23 protein-coding genes and 1 pseudogene are annotated in these 22426 nt (G+C 67.5%); 19 read left to right on the plus strand and 5 right to left on the minus strand.

Annotated features, from left to right (window positions below; all coding sequences use genetic code 11):
* Nucleotides 1-13 precede the first annotated feature (13 nt).
* The 5 genes from Voc01_RS53735 to Voc01_RS45230 all read left to right on the plus strand — a co-directional run bounded on the left by Voc01_RS53735 (nucleotide 14) and on the right by Voc01_RS45230 (nucleotide 3888).
* Nucleotides 14-133 (plus strand): helix-turn-helix domain-containing protein, encoded by a 120-nt coding sequence (locus tag Voc01_RS53735; RefSeq protein WP_373873951.1) that lies wholly within the window; start codon nucleotides 14-16, stop codon nucleotides 131-133.
* 288 nt (nucleotides 134-421) lie between these two features.
* Nucleotides 422-1243 (plus strand): SAM-dependent methyltransferase, encoded by an 822-nt coding sequence (locus Voc01_RS45215; protein WP_203933980.1) that lies wholly within the window; start codon nucleotides 422-424, stop codon nucleotides 1241-1243.
* A 184-nt stretch (nucleotides 1244-1427) separates the two neighbouring features.
* Nucleotides 1428-2258, plus strand: coding sequence for a class I SAM-dependent methyltransferase (locus Voc01_RS45220; protein ID WP_203933948.1), 831 nt, complete (start codon nucleotides 1428-1430; stop codon nucleotides 2256-2258).
* A 4-nt stretch (nucleotides 2259-2262) separates the two neighbouring features.
* A complete protein-coding gene (locus Voc01_RS45225; protein ID WP_203933949.1) occupies nucleotides 2263-3288 on the plus strand; it encodes an ABC transporter substrate-binding protein in 1026 nt (341 codons plus the stop codon).
* Nucleotides 3289-3501: 213 nt separating this feature from the next.
* The gene (locus Voc01_RS45230) at nucleotides 3502-3888 is read left to right on the plus strand and encodes a helix-turn-helix domain-containing protein (RefSeq protein WP_203933950.1); all 387 of its coding nucleotides are present in this window, start codon (nucleotides 3502-3504) and stop codon (nucleotides 3886-3888) included.
* 517 nt (nucleotides 3889-4405) lie between these two features.
* Here Voc01_RS45230 and Voc01_RS54505 read toward each other — a convergent pair.
* Both Voc01_RS54505 and Voc01_RS45240 read right to left on the minus strand, forming a co-directional pair.
* A complete protein-coding gene (locus Voc01_RS54505; RefSeq protein WP_307781615.1) occupies nucleotides 4406-5164 on the minus strand; it encodes a prepilin peptidase in 759 nt (252 codons plus the stop codon).
* Nucleotides 5127-6371, minus strand: a complete 1245-nt coding sequence (locus Voc01_RS45240) for an SAM-dependent methyltransferase (RefSeq protein ID WP_239160945.1) — start codon at nucleotides 6369-6371, stop codon at nucleotides 5127-5129. The genes Voc01_RS54505 and Voc01_RS45240 overlap by 38 nt, the downstream gene beginning before the upstream one ends.
* 564 nt (nucleotides 6372-6935) lie before the next feature.
* Between Voc01_RS45240 and Voc01_RS45245 the strand changes: the two genes are divergently transcribed.
* The 14 genes and pseudogenes from Voc01_RS45245 to Voc01_RS45310 all read left to right on the plus strand — a co-directional run bounded on the left by Voc01_RS45245 (nucleotide 6936) and on the right by Voc01_RS45310 (nucleotide 19067).
* On the plus strand, nucleotides 6936-7481 hold the full coding sequence (locus tag Voc01_RS45245; protein ID WP_239160946.1) for a hypothetical protein: 546 nt from the start codon (nucleotides 6936-6938) through the stop codon (nucleotides 7479-7481).
* A 38-nt stretch (nucleotides 7482-7519) separates the two neighbouring features.
* Entirely contained in the window at nucleotides 7520-8341 is an 822-nt protein-coding gene (locus tag Voc01_RS45250; RefSeq protein ID WP_203933952.1) for a hypothetical protein, read from the plus strand.
* Between the two features lie 150 nt (nucleotides 8342-8491).
* Complete coding sequence (locus tag Voc01_RS45255) at nucleotides 8492-9079, plus strand: SAF domain-containing protein (RefSeq protein ID WP_239160953.1); 588 nt, start codon at nucleotides 8492-8494, stop codon at nucleotides 9077-9079.
* Nucleotide 9080: 1 nt separating this feature from the next.
* Entirely contained in the window at nucleotides 9081-9893 is an 813-nt protein-coding gene (locus Voc01_RS45260; protein WP_203933954.1) for a P-loop NTPase family protein, read from the plus strand.
* The gene (locus Voc01_RS45265) at nucleotides 9890-11347 is read left to right on the plus strand and encodes a TadA family conjugal transfer-associated ATPase (RefSeq protein ID WP_203933955.1); all 1458 of its coding nucleotides are present in this window, start codon (nucleotides 9890-9892) and stop codon (nucleotides 11345-11347) included. Before Voc01_RS45260 ends, Voc01_RS45265 begins: the two co-directional genes overlap by 4 nt.
* Entirely contained in the window at nucleotides 11344-12273 is a 930-nt protein-coding gene (locus Voc01_RS45270) for a type II secretion system F family protein (protein ID WP_203933956.1), read from the plus strand. The genes Voc01_RS45265 and Voc01_RS45270 overlap by 4 nt, the downstream gene beginning before the upstream one ends.
* Nucleotides 12270-13175 (plus strand): type II secretion system F family protein, encoded by a 906-nt coding sequence (locus Voc01_RS45275; protein ID WP_203933957.1) that lies wholly within the window; start codon nucleotides 12270-12272, stop codon nucleotides 13173-13175. Before Voc01_RS45270 ends, Voc01_RS45275 begins: the two co-directional genes overlap by 4 nt.
* 16 nt (nucleotides 13176-13191) lie before the next feature.
* Nucleotides 13192-13380, plus strand: a complete 189-nt coding sequence (locus Voc01_RS45280; RefSeq protein WP_203933958.1) for a hypothetical protein — start codon at nucleotides 13192-13194, stop codon at nucleotides 13378-13380.
* Between the two features lies 1 nt (nucleotide 13381).
* Nucleotides 13382-13870 (plus strand): TadE family protein, encoded by a 489-nt coding sequence (locus Voc01_RS45285; RefSeq protein WP_203933959.1) that lies wholly within the window; start codon nucleotides 13382-13384, stop codon nucleotides 13868-13870.
* Nucleotides 13867-14419: pseudogene (locus Voc01_RS45290) on the plus strand (TadE/TadG family type IV pilus assembly protein). The gene Voc01_RS45285 and the pseudogene Voc01_RS45290 overlap by 4 nt, the downstream one beginning before the upstream one ends.
* Before the next feature lie 13 nt (nucleotides 14420-14432).
* Complete coding sequence (locus Voc01_RS45295; RefSeq protein WP_203933961.1) at nucleotides 14433-14732, plus strand: hypothetical protein; 300 nt, start codon at nucleotides 14433-14435, stop codon at nucleotides 14730-14732.
* A 50-nt stretch (nucleotides 14733-14782) separates the two neighbouring features.
* Nucleotides 14783-15244, plus strand: coding sequence for a pilus assembly protein TadG-related protein (locus Voc01_RS45300; RefSeq protein ID WP_203933983.1), 462 nt, complete (start codon nucleotides 14783-14785; stop codon nucleotides 15242-15244).
* Between the two features lie 20 nt (nucleotides 15245-15264).
* Nucleotides 15265-18081, plus strand: a complete 2817-nt coding sequence (locus tag Voc01_RS45305; protein WP_203933962.1) for an AfsR/SARP family transcriptional regulator — start codon at nucleotides 15265-15267, stop codon at nucleotides 18079-18081.
* Complete coding sequence (locus Voc01_RS45310; RefSeq protein ID WP_203933963.1) at nucleotides 18078-19067, plus strand: DUF2637 domain-containing protein; 990 nt, start codon at nucleotides 18078-18080, stop codon at nucleotides 19065-19067. The genes Voc01_RS45305 and Voc01_RS45310 overlap by 4 nt, the downstream gene beginning before the upstream one ends.
* 109 nt (nucleotides 19068-19176) lie before the next feature.
* On the opposite strand, the gene Voc01_RS45315 is transcribed toward Voc01_RS45310, so the two are convergent.
* The 3 genes from Voc01_RS45315 to Voc01_RS45325 form a co-directional block, all read right to left on the minus strand.
* The gene (locus tag Voc01_RS45315; protein ID WP_203933964.1) at nucleotides 19177-20898 is read right to left on the minus strand and encodes a pentapeptide repeat-containing protein; all 1722 of its coding nucleotides are present in this window, start codon (nucleotides 20896-20898) and stop codon (nucleotides 19177-19179) included.
* A 137-nt stretch (nucleotides 20899-21035) separates the two neighbouring features.
* A complete protein-coding gene (locus tag Voc01_RS45320) occupies nucleotides 21036-21677 on the minus strand; it encodes a hypothetical protein (protein ID WP_203933965.1) in 642 nt (213 codons plus the stop codon).
* A gap of 206 nt (nucleotides 21678-21883) precedes the next feature.
* A complete protein-coding gene (locus Voc01_RS45325) occupies nucleotides 21884-22414 on the minus strand; it encodes a hypothetical protein (RefSeq protein ID WP_203933966.1) in 531 nt (176 codons plus the stop codon).
* Between the last annotated feature and the right edge of the window lie 12 nt (nucleotides 22415-22426).

A 22426-nucleotide genomic window follows, 5' to 3' on the forward strand; every position in this document is an offset into this window, starting at 1 on the left:
CAGCAAGGAGTCGATCCGCGACATCGCTGCAGGGTTGGGCCGCAGCTACGGCTTCGTCCACACACTTCTCGGCGAGGCCGGCGTGCCGATGCGTTCACGCGGCGGCAAACGACGACAGCGTCGAAGTCCCTGAACCGGTGCCGGGTCCCACCCGGCGACCGACACCCCTGGCAACCCTGAAGGCACGCCCACCCATCCCGGCTCCCATGTATCGAATCCGAAAGAGCCGTCAAAGGAAGCATCGAAGGAATGTGGTCGAAGTGGTGAACACACCATGAGTAGCGAGTCGGAGCCGGTGCCGCCGGGTAAGGAATGGGCTGCGGCGCAGCGGCGCCAGAACCGGGGTGGACGCGACGGGGAGCCCTCGGGTCGAGGGCTGTCGGGAGCCGTCGGCGGTACCTCGGAAGAGCGTGTCGGCGTGATGCAGGTTGACCCGAGTTCGGGGCTGGACACGTCGGTGGTGCATCCGGCTCGACGGTACAACTACTGGCTGGATGGCAAGGACAACTTCGCTGTCGACCGGGATTCCGGGGACGAGATCGCGAAGATCTACCCGTCGGTGCGCACGGCAGCCCTCCATAACCGGGCGTTTCTGCGACGGGCGGTCACCTACCTGGCCGGACAGCGGGGTGTGCGCCAGTTCCTCGACATCGGCACCGGTCTGCCCACGGCCGACAACACTCACGAGGTGGCCCAGCAGATCGCGCCGGAGTGCAGGGTGGTGTATGTCGACAACGACCCGATGGTGATGACCCACGCCCGTGCCCTGCTCACCTCCACGCCGCAGGGGCAGACCGCCTACATCGAGCAGGATCTGCGTGACCCGGACGGGATCGTCGGTGATGCGGCCATGTCGGTGCTGGACTTCGACGAGCCGGTCGCGTTGATGCTGGTCGCCGTCGCGCACTTCGTCCTCGACGACGAGGTCCTGGCCTGGGCGGTCGCCGCGCTGCGTGATGCGATGCCGGTCGGGAGCTACCTGGTACTCAGCCACGCCACCGCTGACCCGGTCGACCCGGTTGTCCGTGCCGCCTGGGACCAGGCCGTGGCTAGCGGCCGGCACGGCGACTTCAAGTACCGCAGCAAGGAGCAGATCCTGCCGCTGCTAGGTGACTGGCGGCCCGTCCCGCCGGGCCTGGTCCCGGTCGCCGACTGGCGTCGCCCCGCCGTCGACCCGGTGCCGTTCACCGACGCCGCAGCCTACGGCGCCGTGGCCGTCAAACCCCGCCCCCGCGCACGGTAGCGGACTGAAAGGCACGGCCGCCTCTGTTGCCGGCCGCCCTGCTACCGGCCGCCTGTTCCGGAGCGTGTGCCTCTTGGCGGCTGCCGTGTCGTGGCCGCTCTGCTGGCTGCGTCATTGCCGGCCATTCCCGATTGCCTCAGGGCTGGCCGGTGTTCCCAACCCCTCTTGTAGAGATGGAGTAGCGATGACGACCGCCCCTGGTCGGTATGCCCTGGACAACGCCCACGAGGGTGCACCGGGTATGCACGAGTGCCTGTCCGGTGTGCTGGACACCAACACGACCGACCTCCTCGTGAAGTACCTGTCCATCGCAGACGGCGCCCTGCGGCACGACACACGCACCCTGCTGCTCGGCGCGGGCAACGGCAGCATGGCGCTGAAGGTCGCCGACGAGATCAGTTACGGCGCGATCGTGGTCCTGGACCTGGACACCAGCCGGATCCGGCCTGAGGTGCGCGATCATCACCAGGTCGAGGTGATCACCTGCGACCTGCTCGCCGAACCACTGCCGCCGGGTCCGTGGGATCTGGTCCACGCCCGGCTGCTGTTTGCCCACCTGCCCAACCGCGACAAGCTCCTGTTGGACGTGGTCGACACGTTGGCACCCGGCGGCACCCTCATGATCGAGGACTGGGGGGTGGCCGGCCCGGGACTGGTCCTGGATGCGCCGAGCCCGCGTACTAAACGTCTGTTCCAGCGGTATCAGCAGGCGCTGATCGCGGTGTTCGCCGACGCCGGTAACGATCCGCGCTGGGCGACCCGCACCCACGCCGCAATGAGAGATGCCGGCCTGGTCGATGTCGAGACTCATACCCGCGCCCGGTCCTGGACCGGTGGCAGCCCCGGCTGCCAGCTGCCCATCGCCGTGTCCACCGAGTTGGAAGACCGGCTCGTCACCCACGGGCTTACCCGCAGCGATCTCGACGAGCTACGCCACGACCTGACCGACCCCCGTGTCGTGCTCACCGGCAACCTGACCTGGTCCACCATCGGCCGCACACCACTGGAGGACTGAACAGATGCTGTCTGCGGACAAGGTGGCCGCACTCGGCCGCCGCTCACTGCTCACCGCCGGCAGCGGCGTCGTGGCCGCGTCGCTCGTCGGCTGTGGTAGTGACAAGCCGAAGAACTCCAGCGCACAGACCGACGAGGTCACCTTCGTCACCGGGTTCAACATCACCGGCCAGGACGCGTTCGTCTATGCCGCGATCGAGAACGGCTACTACCGGGAGGTCGGTCTTAGCGTCAAGGTGCAGCCAGGCAGGGGCACCCGAGAGAACCTGCTTGCGCTGAAGGCGGGCAACGCCCAGTTCGCGGTCATCGACATCACCGGTGGACTGCTGGAGATCGATCGCGGCACGCCGGCCGACTTTCGGGTCTTCGCGGCGATCTACCAGCAGACGGTGTCGTGCATCGTCTCGCTTTCGAAGGCGGGGATCAACTCGCCCAAAGACCTCGCCGGCAAGCGGATCGCCTACTTCGAAGGCGGCGTGAACAAGACCGTCTTCCCGGCGTACGCGCACCTGGCCGGCATCGACGAGGCGACGATCAAGTGGCAGCCGGTTCAGCCGCAGGCGATCCGGCAGGTCGTCGTCGCCGGCCAGGTCGACGCAGGCGTGGAGATCGTCGTCGGCCGCCCGGCCCTGGAGGCGCTCGCCAAGCAGCGGATCTCCATGCTGCCGTACTCCGACGTCGTGCGGGACCTCTACGGCAACGGGCTGGGCGCCTCGGCCGATCTCATCAGGAGCAACCCCGACCTGGTACGCCGCTTCCGCGACGCCACCCTACGAGGGGTCGCCTGGGCCATCGAGAACCCCGATCAAGCCGGCGCCATGGTGCACAAGCACGTGCCCGAATACAAGGCCGAGGTCGCAGCCGGTGAGATCCGAGAGTCCGTGAACTACATACGCGGCAGCGCCCGCGTCATCGGCCAGATCGACAGGCCTCGGGTCGCCCGGAACATCGCGATCCTGCAAGCGGTTGGCACGATCAAGCCGGACCTGAACCCGGATCGTGTCGTGGCGTTCGACCTCGTTCCGCAGTAGTGGCGGGAATCGGGCCAGCCCTGATCGCGCTCATGGTTGCGCTGGCGCCCTATCTCGGCCACGTGCTTGCCCACCTTGCGCGACTGGCGTGGTGGGTCGTGAACCTCCCCGTGTCGGCCCTGGCTGGCTAGACCAGCCATCGCGTAAGCGCACCGTTGCTCCAGCCCGTCCTCGTCCGCCGAGGGCGGGCTGGCCCACGCCAAGGAAGGCGCCATGCTCAGATCACCAACCGACCCGCCGTCCGACATGATCCTGTCGGTAGGTCGGGCGGCAAGCATCCTCGACCTCCTCGCCGACGCACGTCCGCCAGGCATGTCAATGCGCGGCATCACCACGCGCCTCGACCTCAGCTTCGGCACCACCACTCACTACATCCGCACATTGCAGTACCTCGACCTGGTACAGCGTTGGGACCCAGGCACCTACACCCTTGGGCTCGGCGTCTTCGACCTCGCTCGCGCTCTCTCCAGGCAACTGACAGTGGCCGGCGAGAACATGCCGGTGGACCTGATCGCGAGAGCCACGGACAGGGACCCCGGCGAGATCAAGGAAGCTCTTGACCTCGCGACAATGATCGTCCGGTCGAGCGACCCGGGGTAGTTCGGACAGGTGGATGACCTCGAAGCCTTCGTCGCTGGCCGGGTGGGCTGGACGTTCGAGGACGGGGTGGCGTCCTACGGCCGATGCCCCGCGGCCGTCGAACCTGGACCCGTTCAAGCCCTCATCGACGCAATCCTCCGCGTGGACCTGGACGCACCCGCAACAGCGGCACACCGTCAAGCGGATCCACGACCGGCTAATCGCCGAGCACGACATGCACGACTTCGTCCTACGCGGGGGTCCGCGCTACGTCGCCGACCGCGAGCCGACGATCCGCGTCGAGGCCGGCCCACGGTCAACGTGTTCTTCCCACAGATCCACCGGTTCAGACGAAGGAAGTCAACGACGCGACTACGACGATCAGCTGCAGTGAACGACCGGTCTGCACTCGGACGCGATTCGTGAGCAGCCGCTCTACCCCGCGTTCCTGCGGTAGACGGCGCCACGAGAGGTGGTCTGCCGACTCGTTTGACGAGTCGAAGGACGACTTCGTGGCCGGCGTCTCCCTGCTCCCTGATCACAGGGCGACCACCACCGCCGTGATCAGCCATCCTGCGACCAAAGACGGGCCGCATGGCAACCGTATGTTGCTCTCGGCGCTAGCAACGACTGCAACAGCTGCGACTACCGCTTGAAGAACCAGTCCAACGAGAACGGCAATCAGGCCGGTGGTCCAGCCGGACCACGCCAGCGACAGCACGACTGTGCCCGCGAGGTTCACGTCGCCGAGGCCGAGCTGCCCCGGTAGCGCGAAGGCGATGCCAAGGAGCAGCACAACGACACCGATTGTTGTCGTAAAGGCTTCGGCCGCCGGCGCGAGCTCGCCCCGAGCGGTGGCCTCTGTCAATGTCGCGAGCACCGCGGTCATCCAGGCCGCAGCGGTAAGCCGATGCGGAAGTCGGCGTACGCGTAAGTCGGAGACCGCAAGGACGGCGTATACAGTCGCCGTCGCGATGAGTGCAGCGCCCATCGCCACGCGATCCGTCGCGGCTGCAAGAAGACCTGCCGAAGCGGCGGTTGTTGCCACGATCGCGGCCCGCGCCGGAAGAGGCGCGGGCGCGCCGGACCACCAGCGGGATGGGACAGCGACAGGGCCGCGTGGCGGTACCGCATACGCGATCGCAGCGCCGGGCACGCTTGTAAGAGCCGCTGCAATAACGAGCGTACCTGCGGTCGCCACCGCGGTCACGGGTGTGCCCGCCACGGATTCGCTGGTACCAGCAGCGTCGACACGATCGCTACGGGACTCGCGCCACTCCGCCAAGGCAAGAAACATCCGCCGCCGGCGGCGGAGGCGACTCGTCGCGTTGCCAATCGGCAACTGAACAGATGCCCGGCGGAACCAAGTCGGTGCCCTCGAAGAACTGGCCGAGTTCGGCGGCGGATCGAAACCGCACCTGACCATGCCTGCCGGTGGAGGCGGCCGCGTTGACCACCTCGACCTGCTCCGCCGGCATAAAGTCCTGGGTGACGTTTGTGATTGCTACATAGCTGCCTGGCGCTAGCTTTCCCAGGAGGCGCGCAACCAGGCCGTACGGATCCTCGTCATCCACGATGAAGTGCAGGACGGCGATCAGCAGCAGCGCGACCGGCTGATCGAGATCCAGCGTTCCCCGGAGATCAGGATGACCCAGGATCTTCTCCGGCTCTCGCAGGTCAGCATCGATGTAGGCGGTCCGGCCCTCGGAGGTGCCGGTCAGCAGCGCACGGGCATTGGCGAGCACCAGCGGGTCGTTGTCGACATAGACGATGCGCGACGTCGGGTCGATCGCCTGGGCAACCTCATGGGTGTTGTCTGGGGCGGGCAGTCCGGTGCCGATGTCGAGGAACTGGCGAATGCCCGCTTCGGCAGCCAGGAACCGAACAACTCGGCGCTGGAACTTCCGGTTCTCTCGCGCACCCATCACCACCGACGGCATGACCTTCTCGATCTCGGCAGCCGACTGCCGATCCGCGGGATAGTGATCCTTTCCACCCAGCCAGTAGTTGTAGCGTCGAGCGGGGTGCGGCTTGAAGATGTCGAAGCGATTGGCGCTGCCATCGACCGGCTCCTGCGCCCCACCGGGATCGCGGTCGTCCCAGGCCATCGTCGAATCATCGGCCGAGGTGGACTGTCTTGCAATACCGTGCGTTGCACCATCCCGAGTGGCATGGGGCGGACGGGCCTCGGTCCGAGCCGCCGCGCCGGCCGATTGCAGGACACGAAGCTTCGCCAAGCGTGCGCGGCCTGCGTCAGTCAACGCATAGCGGGACACGGTGCGAGCCCCATCGTTGTCCTTGATCGTCTCGACCATTCCAGCACGGAACAGCCGCTTGACCGTCTGGGTCACCGTGCTGTCACTGAGGCGCTGGCCGCTCCACTCGCTCATCTGGGAACCGAGGTCCGTGTAGCGCAATGCATGATCTTCCAGGCAGAACAGTGCGGTGGCGTCCCAGACGTTGTGGACCAGGCTGTCGATGTGCTGAAGATCAGCAAACCTCATTCAATCTCCCCGTCAGGCTCCACGCCGGACGTTGGTCATACGACCCGGCGCACTCCGCATATCGACGCTGACGAGTGTAGCTGCGTATTCAAGCCGTTTCAGCGAGTAGTAAGCCGAGGTGGACGGCGGCGTCGGGGTCGATGACTGCAGATGCACGTGCATGTTGACGGGACCACTCGGCGGACGACGCGAGCCGAGATCGCAGTCGGTAGCCAACTGACACGAGCGGAAGTTGAGCAGTCAGATTCAGGTTGCGGACACGGTCCCCAGCGACCAGGGATCATCTCGACAGTCGCCTTCTCGGCCAGCCCGCGATCGCTGCGAAAGGCCGCGCGCGATCACGGTCAGCTACGACAGGCTTGAACGTTTGCGTTGAACGTGACGCCCGAACGAAATAGGTCAGCGTAGCGATGGAGTGACATATTGCGATATGACATGTAGCGAGAACGTGACCTTCGCGATGATTGTGGATCTTCATCAGCGGTCGTGGTGAGGATTTGGTATGCGGTCCGGTCAAGGCTCGTAACGTCTGTGCGCAAGGAGCCGAGTGGGATAGGAAGCCGGATGAAGATTCCGACGCGGGTGTTCGCCAGCATCCTCGTGGTCGTGGCTGTCGTTGGTGGCTGCTCGAAGGACGATGACCCAGACGTCGAGCAACCGCCGTCGCCGACTGGGGCGCCGGCGAGTTCTGCGGATGCGCGAGGCGCGGCGGAGCGGGACGCTGTCGCGGCGTACCGGGGCATGTGGGACGCCTTCGTAGCGGCAGGCAAGACAGCTGACCCGGACGCTGCCGCCCTTCGTACATACGCGTCGGACGACGCGCTTAAGTTGATCGTCACTGCGCTGCTGCAACATCGGCAGAACCAGCAGGTGATCCTCGGCGAGCTCGTCATCGATCCGAAGCCAACCGAGGTACGTCCGGCTGACGCACCAACTGAGGTCATGATCCTCGACTGCGTCAACGACGAGGACTGGCTCGTTTACAAGGCATCTGGTGGTCTTGCTGACGATGAGCCTGGCGGCAAGCACCAGACGACAGCCGTAGTGACGCGCTCAGGCGGGGCGTGGAAGGTGAAGTCCTTCGAGCTGGGGCGGTCCGGGACATGCTGAGGCTTGTTCGCGGAGCGCTGGTGATCGTGCTGTTAACGATGATCGCGCCGCTGATCTCCTCAGCCGCCCATGCGGGTGGCGGCGGAGGGGGCGTCGTCTGCTCGAACCCGGCCAACCCGGTCTGCGACCCGTGGGTGAAGACACCCGGCGGGCCTGGCCAGAGCGGCAGCAACGGCGGTAGTGGCGGCAGCGGAGGTTCCGGCGGCGGCACCAGTGACGTGCAATGCACGTACACGCCGGCCGACCTGTCCGCCACGAGCGTCGCGGCCCTCGGCGGCCAGCCCTCCGGTGAAGGCGGTTGGTACTTCAAGCGGTGCTACGGGCCGGACGGCAGGGCGATTGCCTTTGAAGGACCAATGTGGATATCCGGTCTGCCGCCGACGGTGTCGCCGGAAATCCTGGCGCGGCAGGCACGGTCCCGCCTCCGCCTTCCGACCGTGGTGGTCGCGCTCAACCCGGCAGGTGACCAGATCGTCCAGCTGCCGACGTGGCTCGCGCTCGACCCGGAATCATGGCGGACCCAATCGGCGACGGCCTCGGTCCCAGGGCTGTCGGTGACGGCGACGGCCCGCCCGGTGAGCGCCTCGTGGTCGATGGGCGACGGTGGTTCGGTCAGCTGTCAGGGTCCGGGCTCGGTGTGGACGCCGGCCGCGGACCCGCGCGCGCCGTCGCCGGACTGCGGCTACACCTACCGGGCTTCGTCCGCGGCGAGCCCTGGCGGTCGGCACACCGTGACCGTGATGGTCATGTGGGAGGTGACGTGGGCCGGCGCGGGTCAATCGGGCTCGGTGCCGGGGTTGACGACGACGGGTGCCGTTCAGGTGCGCGTTGAGGAGTCGCAGGCGGTCGTTACGAGGTAGTCCATCGACAGGATTTTGTGCGCCTGAGCGGAGGTGTGTGCCATGGCGCTGGGTTCCGTGCGTCCATCAACCGGAGTGGAGCAGCGTCCGGTTGTCAATCAGGCCCGGGTCGGCCGGGGTCCGTGGCTGGCGGTCCGGCGTCGGCGACGGTTGCCGTTCGTCGCTCTGGGCGGCCTGCTGGTGATCGTGTCGGTGCTCGGCTATGCCTACGGTGCTGTGCGGTTGGGTGACCGGGTTCAGGTGCTGGCCGTCGCGCGTGCGTTGGCGGCGGGGCAGGTGATCACGGTGTCGGACCTGCGGACGGTGTCGGCGGCGTCCGATCCGGCGGTGCCGCTGATCCTGGCGTCGCGGGCCGCGTCGGTGGTGGGCCGGTCGGCGGTGGTGCCGCTGCTGCCCGGAACGCTGCTGACACCTTCGCTGGTTGGGGAGGCGGCGTTCCCGCCGGCGGGAAAGGTGGCGGCGTCCGTTGTGGTGAAGCCGGGTCAATTCCCGCGCGGTCTGGTCGCCGGGGCTCGGGTCGCGGTGTTCGTCTCGGCCGGTGCACCCGGCGCGGGACCGGCAGCGACGGCCGCCACCCAGGTCCGCTTGGAGGCAGCTGTCCTTGACGTGGATCCGGCCGGGGACGGGCAGGGCGGAACCGTTGTAACGCTGCTGGTCGATGAGGCCGACAGCGAACGTTTGGCTGCGGCGCCTTCCGGCGGTGTGGTGCTGATGCAGCTGACGCCGGGCGGTGGTTGAGATGGCGTTGCTGGCTGTGACCTCTGTGAAGGGTCGCCCGGGCGTGACCACGACAGCCGTGGGACTGGCGCTGACAGCGGCCCGCGCGGTGCTGGTGGAGTGCGATCCGTCCGGTGGCGACCTGATGCTGCGCCATCGGCTCGCGGCCCGGCCGACTCTGGTCGACCTGGCCGCAGCCTCACGCATTGCCGGAACCGCCCCGGACGCCGCGCTTGCGGCCGGCTCGCAGGTGCTACGGCTCGGCGACGCGTCGACGGCGGTCGTGCCCGCGCCACCGGGTGGAGCGCAGGCGCGGGCGGCGTTGCCGGAACTGATGGCCGCGCAGGCACCGGTCCTGACCATGCCCGACCGGCTCGTGGTCGCAGACTGCGGCCGCCTTACGGCGGAGTCCGTAGCCGGCTCACCGACAGCGCCGCCGATATGGCAGCTGCTCGCGGCTGCCGATGTGGTGCTGGTGTTGGCTCGCGGTCGGGCGGATGAGCTGGCGCATCTCCGCGAGCATCTGGGCGGGCTGCTTGATGCCGGTCCGGGCCTGCTGGTGGTGCTGCTGGCCCCGGGCGGCGTGTATAACGCGGACGAGGTGGCGAACGTGCTGCGTTCTCACGCGGTCACGGGGCTGGCTCGTGATCCCACCGCCGTGGCGGTGCTCGGCCCGCTACCGAACGATCCGAAAGCAGCGGCGGCTCTCAACGGGGAGCTGCTCGCCGGCCGCCGCTGGTGGCGCCTGCCACTGATCGCCGCGCTCGAACGTCTGCTGACCGACTTCGCGCCCCGCCTCCAGACCACTGCTGCGAACAGTTGGCCCGCGCGATGAGTCATCCCATCACCTCGATCCCGGTCGCACGGGTGAACGGCCACTCGCTGACTCCGACCGGGCAGCATCTACCGCTACCCGCTCTGCCACCGGCATCGGCGACCGATGATGCCGCCGTCGTGCGGCTGGTTCGCCGACGCGTCGCGGATCGGCTGACGCGGGAGGCGAAGGCCCACGAGTCGGCCGCCGGGTCTGCGATGACCATGGAGGCGCGCGTTGCGGCGGTGCACCGGCTGATCACCCAGGCGCTCGACGAGCACGCCACAGACGAGATGAACGCCGGCCGGCCGCCGCTGCGCCCGCAAGCGGAGTCCCGGATTGGTCGGGCGGTGGCGGACTCGCTCCTCGGTGCCGGCGGACTGGAGCCGCTACTTGCCGACAGCCGGGTGGAGGAGGTCAACGCCAACGGCTGCGACCGGGTGTTCGTCCGCTACGCCGACGGCACCCGGGTGATGGTCGCGCCGATCGCCGACAGCGACGCGGAGATGGTCGATCTGATCCGCCGCCTGGCGGCGGACGCCGGCCGGGCAATGCTCGGCGGCGAGGGTGGCGAGGAACGTCGCTGGGACCGCGCAGCGCCGCTGCTGAACCTGCAGCTGCCGGACGGGTCGCGGCTGCATGCGGTCATGTCGGTGACCCGCCGGCCGTCGCTGTCGATCCGCCGCCACCGCCACCCCCGCGTCACGCTTGCCGACCTGCAGCGGCTCGGCACGGTCAGCCCGGCCCTGCGGGCGCTGTTGGCTGCGGCGGTGCGGGCGCGGTTGAACATCCTCGTCGCCGGGCCGGTCGGGGCGGGCAAGACGACGCTGCTGCGGGCGTTGGCGGCCGAGATCGCGCCGCAGGAGCGGATCGTCACGATCGAGGACACCTACGAACTGGCCCTCGACGCAGATCCGATCGCCCATCCGGATGTGATGCCGCTGCAGACCCGCGACGCCAACGTCGAAGGCGAAGGCGCGATCGACATGAGCACGCTGTTCCGGTCCGGGCTGCGGATGGGGCCTGACCGGGTCATCGTCGGCGAGGTCCGCGGCCACGAGGTCATCCCGATGCTCAACGCCATGTCCCAGGGCAACGACGGCTCACTGGGCACCATCCACGCCTCGTCCTCGGCCGGCGTCTTCCACAAACTCGTCCTTTACGCCGCGCAGTCACCGGAACGGCTGGAGCCCGCCACCACCAACCTCCTCGTCGCCGAGGCCGTCGACCTGGTCGTACACCTCGGTTTCACCCCGGACCGTGCCGGCCGCGTCGTGACCTCGGTCCGGGACGTGGTCGGGGCGGACGGGCTGACCGTTGCCTCGAACGAGGTGTTCCGACCCGGTCCCGACGGCCGCGCCGTTCCCGGCGCTCCCCTGTCTACCGAACTGGCAGCGGCACTGACCCGGGTCGGATGCGATCCGCGCGTGGTCGACTCCGCCCGCTGGGCACCGAGCGGTGGGTGGACCCAATGACCGCTCTGGTTCTGACGGTTCCGCTGGCGGCGCTGCTCGGGCTCGTCACCGGTCTGGGCGTGCTGCTCATCGGCATCGGACTCACCCGGTCGGCAGCACCGGTCCTTTCGACCGACCGCGAGGAGCGGACTGAATCGCCTTGGTGGGTCCGGCTCGTGGTCGAAGCAAGCCGCCGCCGGGTGGCGGTCTGCCTGGCCGTCGGCGTGGTGGTAGCGGTGGTGACCCGCTGGCCGGTTGCTGCGGTGCTGTCGAGCGTCGCGGCCTGGGTACTGCCACAGATCATCGGACCCGACCGTGACCACGAGCGCACACTGGCCCGGATCGAGGCCATCGCGACGTGGACGGAGTCGCTGCGCGACAACCTGGCCGCGGCAGCGGGGCTGGAGCAGGCGCTCGACGCGTCGGCGATTGAGGCGCCGGAACCGATCCGGGACGAGGTCGCCCTCCTGGCGACTCGGCTGCGGCGCGGCTGGCGGCTGGCGGACGCGCTGCGGGCCTTCGCCGCCGAGCTGGCCGACCCGACCGCCGACCTCGTCGTCGCCGGGTTGCTGTTGGCAGCTCGCGGTGGGGCCGGGCAGCTTGCCGATGTGCTCGGCGAACTGGCGGCCTCCGCGAGGGCGAAGGTCGCCTCCCGGCAACGGGTCGCCTCCGGCCGGCAGCGCACGCGGACCTCGGCGCGGGTCATCGTGGGTGCGACGTTGGCGATGGCGGCTGTGCTGACGGTGATCAACCGGGGCTACCTGGACCCGTTCGACACCGCGTTCGGGCAACTCGTCCTTGCCGGGGCCGGAGGTTGCTTCGGAATAGCGTTTTGGTGGTTGGCCTGGCTCATGCGAGACAAGGACACCAGCCGCATTCTCGCGCGGGTCGCCGATCCTGCCACAGACGCAGGATCGGCTGTCGATGGTCGGACGGTGTCTCAATGACCGGGGCGCTGCTGTTGGCCGGCGTGGGGACCGGGCTCGGCGTGTGGCTCATGCTGATCGGCTGGTTCCCCCGGCCGCCCAGACTGGAATCCGCCCTCGATCCGGACCCCTCCGATCCGGCGGCGTACCCGCACAGCCCGACAGAAGCGGGCCAGGCCGGGTGGAGCGCGCGGCTGGGACGGCCCGGAGCCCGCTGGTTGCGTCGAGCAGGCCTCCCACGCGCAGGTGTCCGCCGGGACCTGGTGACGCTTGACAAGCCGGTTGAGGTCCACCTCGCCGAGCAGGCCACCGCGATAGTGTTCGGACTTCTTCTTCCACCGGCGGCGGTAGGGCTGGTCGGCGTTGCCGGCGGGGCCGGAGCGGGTGCGGCCGTTCCAGTCGTGGCGTCGCTGATCCTCGGCACGGCGGGATTCTTCGCCGCTGACCTCTCCGCGCGCAGCGAGGCGGCCAAGCACCGGGCGGCGTTCCGTGACGCGCTCAGCTCGTTCCTCGATCTCGTCGTGATCAGCCTTGCCGCTGGATCGGGCGTCGACCAAGCCTTGGACGAGGCCGCCGCGATCGGATCCGGTCCCGCGTACCGGGAGTTGCGCTACGCGCTGGCCGAGGCGCGGCTGGCGCGGGTGCCGCCGTGGGATGTCCTTGCCGTGCTCGGCCGTCGCATCGGCCTGGCCGAGTTGCAGCAGCTTGCCGCGACGGTGGCGTTGGCCGGAACCGAGGGGGCGAAGGTCCGCACGTCGCTGCGGGCTCGGGCGGTGGCGATGCGGGACCGGCAACTCGCTCACGCCGAGGGCGAAGCCAATGCTGCGACCGAACGGATGTCGTTGCCGGTCGTCGCGCTGTTCGCCGGGTTCCTCATATTCCTGGGCTACCCGGCTGTTGCGGCGGTATTGATCGGGCTCTAGAACGGAGATATAGCTGATGATTGGACTACTTACTCACCTCTCGGCGGAGCTTCGTCGCCGGTGGCAAGTGGTGCGCCGGACGGGTGACGGCGGCTACTCGACCGAGACGGTACTCGTGACCGCGTTGCTCGTCGCGCTTGCCATTGTCGTGGTGGGCATCATCGCGGTGAAGGTCACTGGCAAAGCCAACAGCATCAACCTGTGACATGCCCGCTCTCATGGTGATCCCGCACCGACGGCGAGCCGTCGGCCGTTCGACGCAAGGGTTTCGTGCGCGCTGCAGACGCCTCACAGCCCGTCCGGATGCCGGCGGTGCCACCGCGGAGCTGGCGATCGCGATGCCGTTGCTGCTACTGATCGTCATGTTCATCGTTCAGGCCGGGGTGTGGATGCACGCCACCCATGTAGCCCAAGCCGCCGCCAACCGTGCCGCGAGTGCTGCCGCCGCGTACACCGGCAGCGCCTCCGCTGGGCAGACCGCAGCGGCCGAAACCCTGGCTGCGCTCGGCGACGGCGTGTTGAAGAACCCGGTCATCACCGTGACCCGCACCGCCACCGAGGTTCGCGTCGAAATCGTGGGCACCGCCGCAACCGTGGTCCCAGGCATCCAATGGACGGCACGAGCGGTGGTCGTTCGTCCTGTAGAGAGGTTCGTCCCAGGCCGCGGAACGGCACCCACGGCAGGCAGCCGATGAAGTCCTCGTCTACCGGCATCCGTCGTCTCCGGACTGCCTTCGTGCAAAGGATGCGTTTGCTTCGCCTAACCGGGGACCGAGGTTCCAGCACCGTGGAGACGTCATTGCTGACACCGCTGCTGGTGATGATCCTGCTGCTCGTCGTCTTGTGTGGACGGCTGGCCTCCGTCCAACTCGACCTCGACGCCGCCGCGAGCGCCGCCGCACGAGCCGGCTCCCTGGCCCGCACAGAACAGGCCGCCCGAACGGACGCCGAACGCGCAGCCCGCGACACCCTCGCCGCCCGCTCCGCCACCTGCACCGTCCTGACCGTCACCGTCACCACCGACGGCCAGCGACCCGGAAGCGCAGTTACGGTGACGTTGTCCTGCCAGGTGCCGCTGGCCGACCTGCTCCTCCTCGGTGTGCCCGGCAGCCGAACCGTCGAGGCCACCGCCACCTCCCCGGTCGATGTCTGGCGCGGCGTTTCGCTCGAGTTCAGCAGCGTCGGAAGGGCGGTCGTCGGCAAACCGCCACCTCGGCTCTGCACGACAGAGAACGTTGCGATGAAGGGAGTACCACGATGACCTCCGCTGGGCCGCAGCCGCCGGTCGTGCCACCGAGCGATGACCCTGACGCCGACGCCAGGTTCGCCGCCTACCTCGCCGATGTCGCCGCGAACGTCGACGACCCGGAATGGGGCGAGGAACACCGAGCGATCCTCGATGACGATCCGGAGACGCAACGCGCCCTGTTCGACCTGGCCGAGGCGATGGCGGCGGGAACCGCCACGACCTCCCCATTGTCGACGCTGGTGACGGCAGTCGCCGTGGTGGTCCTCGCCGCAGTCGTCATGGTGTTCCTCATCGGGGTGCTGATATGAGCACCCGTCGCGATCGGTCTCTACGACGGCCGGCAGGCCACGCCGTGCAGATGTGGGTCGTGGCGGCATGGCGGTGGTTGCGCGCGCGGACCGGCGGACGAGTGGGCTCGGACGCCGGCCAGGTGACAGCCTTCGCAGTCATCCTGACCGTGGCGCTACTCGCCGTGGCCGGGTTGGTCCTTGACGGTGGGCTGGCCCTGTCACAGAAGGCGCGGGCGTTGGACATCGCGCAGGCGGCGGCACGCGCTGGAGCTCAGGAACTCGACCTGTACAAGTTCCGCACGTCCAACGTCGCCGAACTCGACCCGGCCCGGGCCGCCGCTGCCGCCCGCACATGGCTGGCGTCGGCCGGCGCCGACGGCGAGGCCACAGCCACCACCACCACGGTGACCGTGACGGTGCGACGCACCGCCACCGCTCAGCTCCTGCAACTCGTCGGCGTTCGCGAGCTGCGGGTGTTAGCGACGGCGACCGCCACGGCGGTACAGGGCGTCACTGAACCGGGCACCTGACTCAGGAAAGGGGCGGCTTCATGAGCCACGTGGCCGCAGTTGTGGGCCGGCTGCTGCGCGCACTCGTCGCGCTCACCATCCTCAGTGGACTCCTCGTCGGCATCCCGGCCGGTCTGGTCATCTTCGTCGGATCTCCCCTCCCCGACCACATCCCCACACCGTCCGAGGTCACCGAGGCCCTGACATCGCCTCTGAATGACGCGACGCTCATCAACCTGCTCGCCATCATCGCCTGGGCCTTGTGGCTGATCTTCCTCCGCGACGTCATCGCCGAGACCATCCTTGCCACAGCCGAGACGGCCGATGCCCGGCACAGACACCCGCGTCAGGAGCGACGACGGCCCGGCGGCCCAGTCCGACTCCTGGCCGCCGTCCTGGTCGGTGCGATCGCCGCCGCCATCGTGCTCGACCTCGCTCGCAGCGCGGTCAGTCCCAGCACCGCGGCCGAGGTCGCTGACGCCGCTGCCCGCACCCCGGCCATCGTCGTAACCGCCACACCCCAGCAACCCATACCGAGGCCCGACGCGCTTGCACCGCGGCCAGCGCTGTCCGTACAGCCGGCGTCGAATCTCGCCGCCGCCGTCACCGGCCCACCAACCCGGACGCCCGACGCACCCGGAGGCGTCCATCCAGTCGCCGAGGGCGACAACCTGTGGGACATCGCCGCCGCCACACTCGGTGACCCACACCGGTGGCGCGAGATCTACGTGCTCAACCGAGGCCACCAGCAAGCCAACGGCTACGCCCTGACCGACCCCGACGAACTCCATGTCGGCTGGATTCTCGCCCTGCCCGCCCCAACACCGGCCACACCATCGCCCCCTCCAGGCGGCGCGCCGACCCTACCGGCGCCTCCAGATCCGGCTCAGCCAGGGTCATCGCCCGGGGCGCACCCGTCGGCAGGCACACCCTCCGCGACGCCGCCACCAAGCAGCGCGGCGCCAGGGGCCGCTACCCCGTCGACGCAGCCCAGCTCGCCGCCAGCCGGCTCGACGACGCCGAGCTCCGCACCGTCTCCTGCCACACCCGACGCCAATGGCGACGCCACGTCCGACGGCGAGCAGCCAGGCATCACCATGCCGTCACAGACCTGGATCAGCCTCGGCCTGGCGGCAACCATCGCCGCCATCGCCACGCTGCTGCGCCTGCACCAACGGCGCCGCGCCCGACTCGCCTTCCCGATCCCGGTCCGCACCGGCCCCACCCCCACACCGGTCCCGGACTCGCTGCGGACCGCCGACACCGGCGGCCGTCGCCACCTCAACGCCACCGGACAACCGGCAACCGTTCCCGCCGCCATCGGAGTCGATGACAAAGGCCAGCCAATCAGTCTGTTCGACCTCCCAGGCGCCGGCATCGCCGTCCACGGCCCCGGCGCGGAACCGGTCGCCCGCGCCATCCTGGCCAGCACCCTGGCCACCGGAGTCACAGCAACCCTCGCCGACAGGCCAATCGTCGCCACCACCGCCGACACGCTCACCCGGCTCCTACCACCCGACGTCGCGCCGACCGGGCTGGACCCGCATCACCAAAGCTTCGACGGCGAACGGCTCGTCATCCTCACCGACACCGCCGCGGCAGTCACCCACGCCGAGGAAGAGATGATCCACCGCCGCCGGCTCCTGGACACGTTCGGCCTGGACACCATGGCGGCCCTCAACGACCGCGTCGACCACGCCGAACACCAACCGCCCTACGTCCTGCTCGTCGAGGCCAACGACCGGTACGCCGCCCGTCTCCAGGCCGTCGCCGCACACCGGCACGCCCTACACCTTCACCCCGTCATCCTCGGCACCACCGACGCCTTCACCGGCTACCACCTGGCCGACGACGGCGGACTCACCGAGCAGTCCGGGCCTGACCGCATCCTTGGTACTCCCGAGGGCCGGCTGTCCACACTCACAGCGCGAGAACTGGTCGACGTGCTCAACCTCGTCCGCGCGGCCGCACCGCGTCCCGAAACCGGTGAGGACGACGCAGCCGACAGCGACAGTCGGTTCGCCAGCGGGATCGAACCCCTCGGTCTCATGGAGGTCCCGACCCGCAGCCAGAACTCGCCGGCGCCCGTGCGGCTGCAGGTCCTTGGACCGCTTTCGGTATCGACCGCAAACTGGCCGATCACCGTCGGCGTCCGGAAGGGCTCCCTTGCGGTCCTCGCGGTTCTCGCCGCCCATCCCAAGGGACGTACGCAGGAGGAGATCGCCGCTGCCCTGCATCCCGACGCCCACCCCGACGCCGGCCTCAACCGAGTCCGCACCGATCTCAACGCAGCCCGCAGCCTGCTCCGTGACAACACCACCGTCACCGGCAAAGGAAGGTTCATCGTCCGCGACCATGGCGGCAGCAACCGGTACCGCATCGACCCTGACCTGATCGACGTCGACCTCTGGCGCATGCTCGCCGCCATCGACCGCGCCAACCACATCGCCGACGACGAAACCGCCTGCCTCGCAGCTCTCGAGGAAGCCGCTGCCTGCTACGGCGGCGACTTCGCCGAGGGCCACGACCGGACTTGGACCATCGACTACGCCACCACCTTCCGCCACCAGGTCCTCAGCGTCTACGCGCGCATCGCCGAACTCACCGAAGCCGACCAACCGGAACGTGCCATCGCCGCCCTGGAGAAGGCCATCGAACTCGACCCTGTCAACGAGGAGCTGTACCAGCGCATCATGCGTATCCACGGACGCCAAGGCCGCCCGGACGCTGTTCGCCGTACCGTTCGCCTGCTGGAGGAACGCCTGGCCGGCCTCGGCGAGGCTGAACCATCCGAAGCAACCCGCCGCATCGCCGCCCGACAACTCAACCTGTCCTCCGCCAGAGGCGGTGCTCGATGACGGCCGTAGCCGAGCAGAACGCGAACGGCCGGCGGGCGCCCGAGCTGAACTCGGTGGAGAGTGGTCAACGGGCCGACACGGCGACGGCTCCCGACCGGCGCGCGGCGGGTGCGGACCTGACTCAGCTGCGGCGAGTCCAATGGGCAGTACGGGCAACCCTTGCCCTCGGCGTAGCGGCTTCCGTGTGCGCGAACGTCCTGCACGCCCGCGACGAGCTGATCTCCCAGACCATCGCCGCATGGCCGCCGCTCGCGCTGCTCCTGACCGTCGAACTGATCTCCCGCGTTCCGGTATACCGCCGCAGCCTGGCCGTCATTCGGATCCTCGCCACCGTTGCCATCGCAGGCATCGCCGCCTACGTCTCCTACTGGCACATGGCCGCCGTAGCCGCACGATACGGCGAGAACGGCGTGGCGCCCTATCTCTTGCCGCTGAGCGTCGACGGCCTCATCGTGGTCGCCAGCGTGTCACTGGTCGAACTCGCCGGACGTATCCGCGATGCCGATGCGCAACCCCAGCCAGAATCGATCATCGCGATGGTCGGGCTAGGCAGCGCAGCAACCACTTTCACTCCAATTGAGAAACCCCCTGGCGCCGAGCCCTTCCAGACTCCTCGGAATCAAACAAGGAGCAGCAACTTGCCCGAGGCAGGACAGTTCGGTGAGACTGGGGTCGGTATTGTTGAGTCACCGATAAACTCGACGCCCGTGACATCAGGGTCCGAAACCCGGCCCGCCCAGACGAACGGAAACGACAATCCGGCCGTTGCGGCTGACTTCGTCCTCCTGCTGCCCGCCGCCCGCACAGCGCACGAGACCTTACGGCGGCAAGGCCGCAGCCTCAGCCGGGACGCTCTGGCGATGCAGCTCCGTGCAGACGGGTACACCATCGCAACCGGAAAAGTCTCGGCTTTACTCAATCTTCTCCGCACGGATCAAACGGGTGGCCGAGCTAGTGGGAGCGATCCGGCGTCGCCGCACCAGTGAGCCACAAGCGGCTCGCTTATGCATCTCGCCAAAGTTCCGCACGGGTTCGCACCACCGGCGGTCGCTCGGCCAGATCCAGCGACCGCGTGCTGTTCGTCCTGACTCGGTGTCAACCTCGCTTTATACGACCTCGGATAGCCAGGGCACCTAGCCCCAAGAGGACCGGACCAGCAATTCTTAGGCCAAGGTTGATGTATTCCCCGAGCACGTTGAGCGTGTCCGGTGACTGCCATCCGACGGAACCTTTCATCGCCGCGAGAAATCCGGTGGCCATCGTCGAACTGACGCCTCTAGGCGAACCTCCCCTTAAACCCCACAAGCTGATGGCGATGCCGGCTACCAGGAGCAGTGCAAGAAAGGCCGCGAACGCACGACTGGCGCGAAGGCCAAAACCGGAAGCTGCCCAGTAAACAGAGATTATCATCCGCTCGGCTCGCGACGAATGCGTGGATCGCATCCGCATTAGCATCTCCCCATAGTAAAAGTCTGCTGCGCCTGGCTCATCCTTCCGATCTTCTCGCCCCTTCCGCAATTGCCTGTAAATCGATGCCACTTGCTCTGCCGACACTGAAGGCGAGGCCGCGTTGGCGCGCGAGTTACGCCACTCGATTTCTTCGAGTATTACCATTCGCCTTGTTCCCCATGGCCCCACGCCGAAAAACTGAAACGGCCTGACCAAAGACTGGATTTGGAGCTTGTCGAGGTTGTGAGCGCCGACGAAACGACAGTCCGTGAGAGAGAGTTCCGAAATTACCAGGCCTGCCAAGTCGGCCCGACGTACCGACGACACCGACGCACGCGAACCTTCCTTCCCTGAAATCATGAACGGTTGAGGAAAGCTCGCGTCTTCGAGGTCAACGGTAGCATCCCCTTCTAGGCGAATATGCCCGCCATTCAGAAATCGAGCACCACGAAGCGAGACCGAGTTGGACTTAACATTAATGTAAACCGGTCTGGAGAACGTGATCCCATCTAGCGAGAAGAGCTCGCTTCTCACCTCCGCATCCGTGAACGCAACGTCGCCGTCTTCGAAGCTTGCGAATTCAAACGAAGTGTCTCCCTCGAAACGCGACTTATTGAAGGAGGCACCCCTCCCAAATAGCCGACGCCTAAAGCGAGCGGAACCCTGAAACTCGGTATTTGAGAACTGAACAGCTATACCGAACGAGCCAGCAGTGAAATCGACGGGCCCACTAAATGTCGAACGCGAGAAGTCTGCCTCCTCGCCAAGTCTGGCCCCGCTAAAGGTCGCCTTCGCGCCAAACCTGCAAAATGTAAAAGTCGCGTTTGGGCCGAACTTGGTATTTCCGAAACTTGCGTCTCCGTTCCATTGCGTCTTCCAAAACGTCGCCGCATCCCCGAAAGTTGCCCCGCCGAAATCTGCCTCTTCGGCAAATCTGACCACTCCGAACTTCGCTCGCGATCCGAAAGTCGCGTTCATGAACTGCGCTCGACCCTCGAACTTGCATGAGGTGAATTCGGCATCGGAACTAAAGTTCGCGTTGCGGAAGTCTGCATGAATGAAGGTGGCGCGCAGGAAGTTTACTGATTCAAGACGGGCGTCGTTGAATCTGCAGCCGTCCGCCAACCGACTGCTAACAAATGAGCAATTGGTCAACTCTCTTGCTCCGCGAGCAGTCGTGGCCGCGAGGAAGATCTGGTCCGGTAGTTCTGGCTTTACCTGTAGATGATCCAGAACTAAATCGCCACGCCCGGTCGCCCAGTCTTCGATGTATTTGGACCGGGCTCCTTCGTCGACATGGCCGATGCATTGGTTACGCATTGGTAGCGCCACACCATGACAATCTGGTTCTCCGCACTCCGTCGCCATAGAAGCACCCCACATACAATCACGAAGATCAGCGCATCTGGTGTGTAACTACAAGAGGAATCGATAGTATCGACTCATCGGTGAATCTGCGTACCAACGAATCGTTCGTCACGCCGGCCGGACCCAGATCAGCAAGCTCAGTCATGGCGAAGCGCCTCCATGATTAGACGCTGGGCAGTGCGTTCCGGGACGCTGAGAAGTCGAGCCAGCTCGGCTCCCAAGCCGACGATCGGCCGCTGAGCAGATCGCGCCTCGCCGAGGAGTGTTCGGGCGGCGTCGAGCCGTGGGTCGTCGATGTACCTCGGGGGTCTGTACTGGGTCCTGCCGATGCCAGTAGGGCGTCCGGTGGAGCGCCGCTGGGATCGGCCGTCGGCATAGGCCCACACAGTGCGTCGGTACCAGTAGCGGCGTAGCCGACCGCTGGGTAGTTGCTCGGTGTCGTCGGGGTGGTGGCGTAGGGCGTTGGGCAGGCTGCGGTGATCTTTGTAGCCGAGCACCTTGGCTGCCTGGGGTGCGGTGAGGCGGTCGCCGGGGTCCCCGCTGCGGTCTACCTCGGTGAAAGTGGCGGCGCGCGCGGTGAGGTGCGCGGTGTAGAAGGCGTCGATCTCTGTCTGCCACCACCAGTCTCGGCCGCTGGAGTCGGTGTCAGCTCGGTCGGGGAATCCAGTTCGGTCGCGGTGGAGGTACCAGTGGTCGACGGTAGCGCTACTCACGCCGACGTGGGTGGCGATGCCGGCGCGGTCGAGTTGCCGGCGTTGTCGGCGGTTCCGGCTCCCCACTTCGTTCTTCCCTCCGGCGATGGACGCGGGTGATCTGCATCGGGTTTAGCATCTCCGATACGTCCCGGGCGGGTGAAGGTGCAACGGTCTGACCTCGGTCGGACCGGGAGTTGGCCTGCCGGGGCGAGGTGGCCGGTCGGGGTTGCGCGCACCCGTTCGGGTGTGCCCGCCGGCCACCGCCCACGAGCGCGGCTGCTCCTATAAAATTAGGCGGACCGGCGCTGTTCGGGCTCCGAGGCCGGGACCGGTGGCAGCATTTGAGCGAGGCGCCCACCGCTGCTCAGCGCGGCGCAGGCGATCATGGCTGTGCCGACTGCCATGGCCTGGACTCCGGTGAACGTGATGGAGACTGCCCGTTGGCCGTGGTCGAGGGTGCCGTACACCTCGACGGCATGGCCGTCAGGAATGCGTACCGTGGCGTGGGGGTCGCAGGTGGCATAGACAGTGGGCGGCACGGCCGAGTTCACCGCGACGGTGAGCTTGGCGTACTGGTTGGAGACTTGGGCGTCCCAGAAGTCGGCGCGGGCGTTGAGGTGGGCGGCTTCGGCCTCGTGGTTGGCCATGCTGGCGAGGGTGCGGCAGGTGTGGGCCTTGGCGTAGGTCTCGACGAGTTCGTTGATCTTTTCGAGGAGCTTTTCGGGTAGCACGATCAGTCCTTCTCTCAGTGCCGAGTTGTGGCAGACCGGCCGGCCGTTGCGAGACCGTTCGGGCGCCAGATGGGCTCTGTCCTTGACCACCTACGACGATCG

It is taken from the genome of Virgisporangium ochraceum, assembly GCF_016863655.1.
GTDB classification, from domain to species: domain Bacteria; phylum Actinomycetota; class Actinomycetes; order Mycobacteriales; family Micromonosporaceae; genus Virgisporangium; species Virgisporangium ochraceum.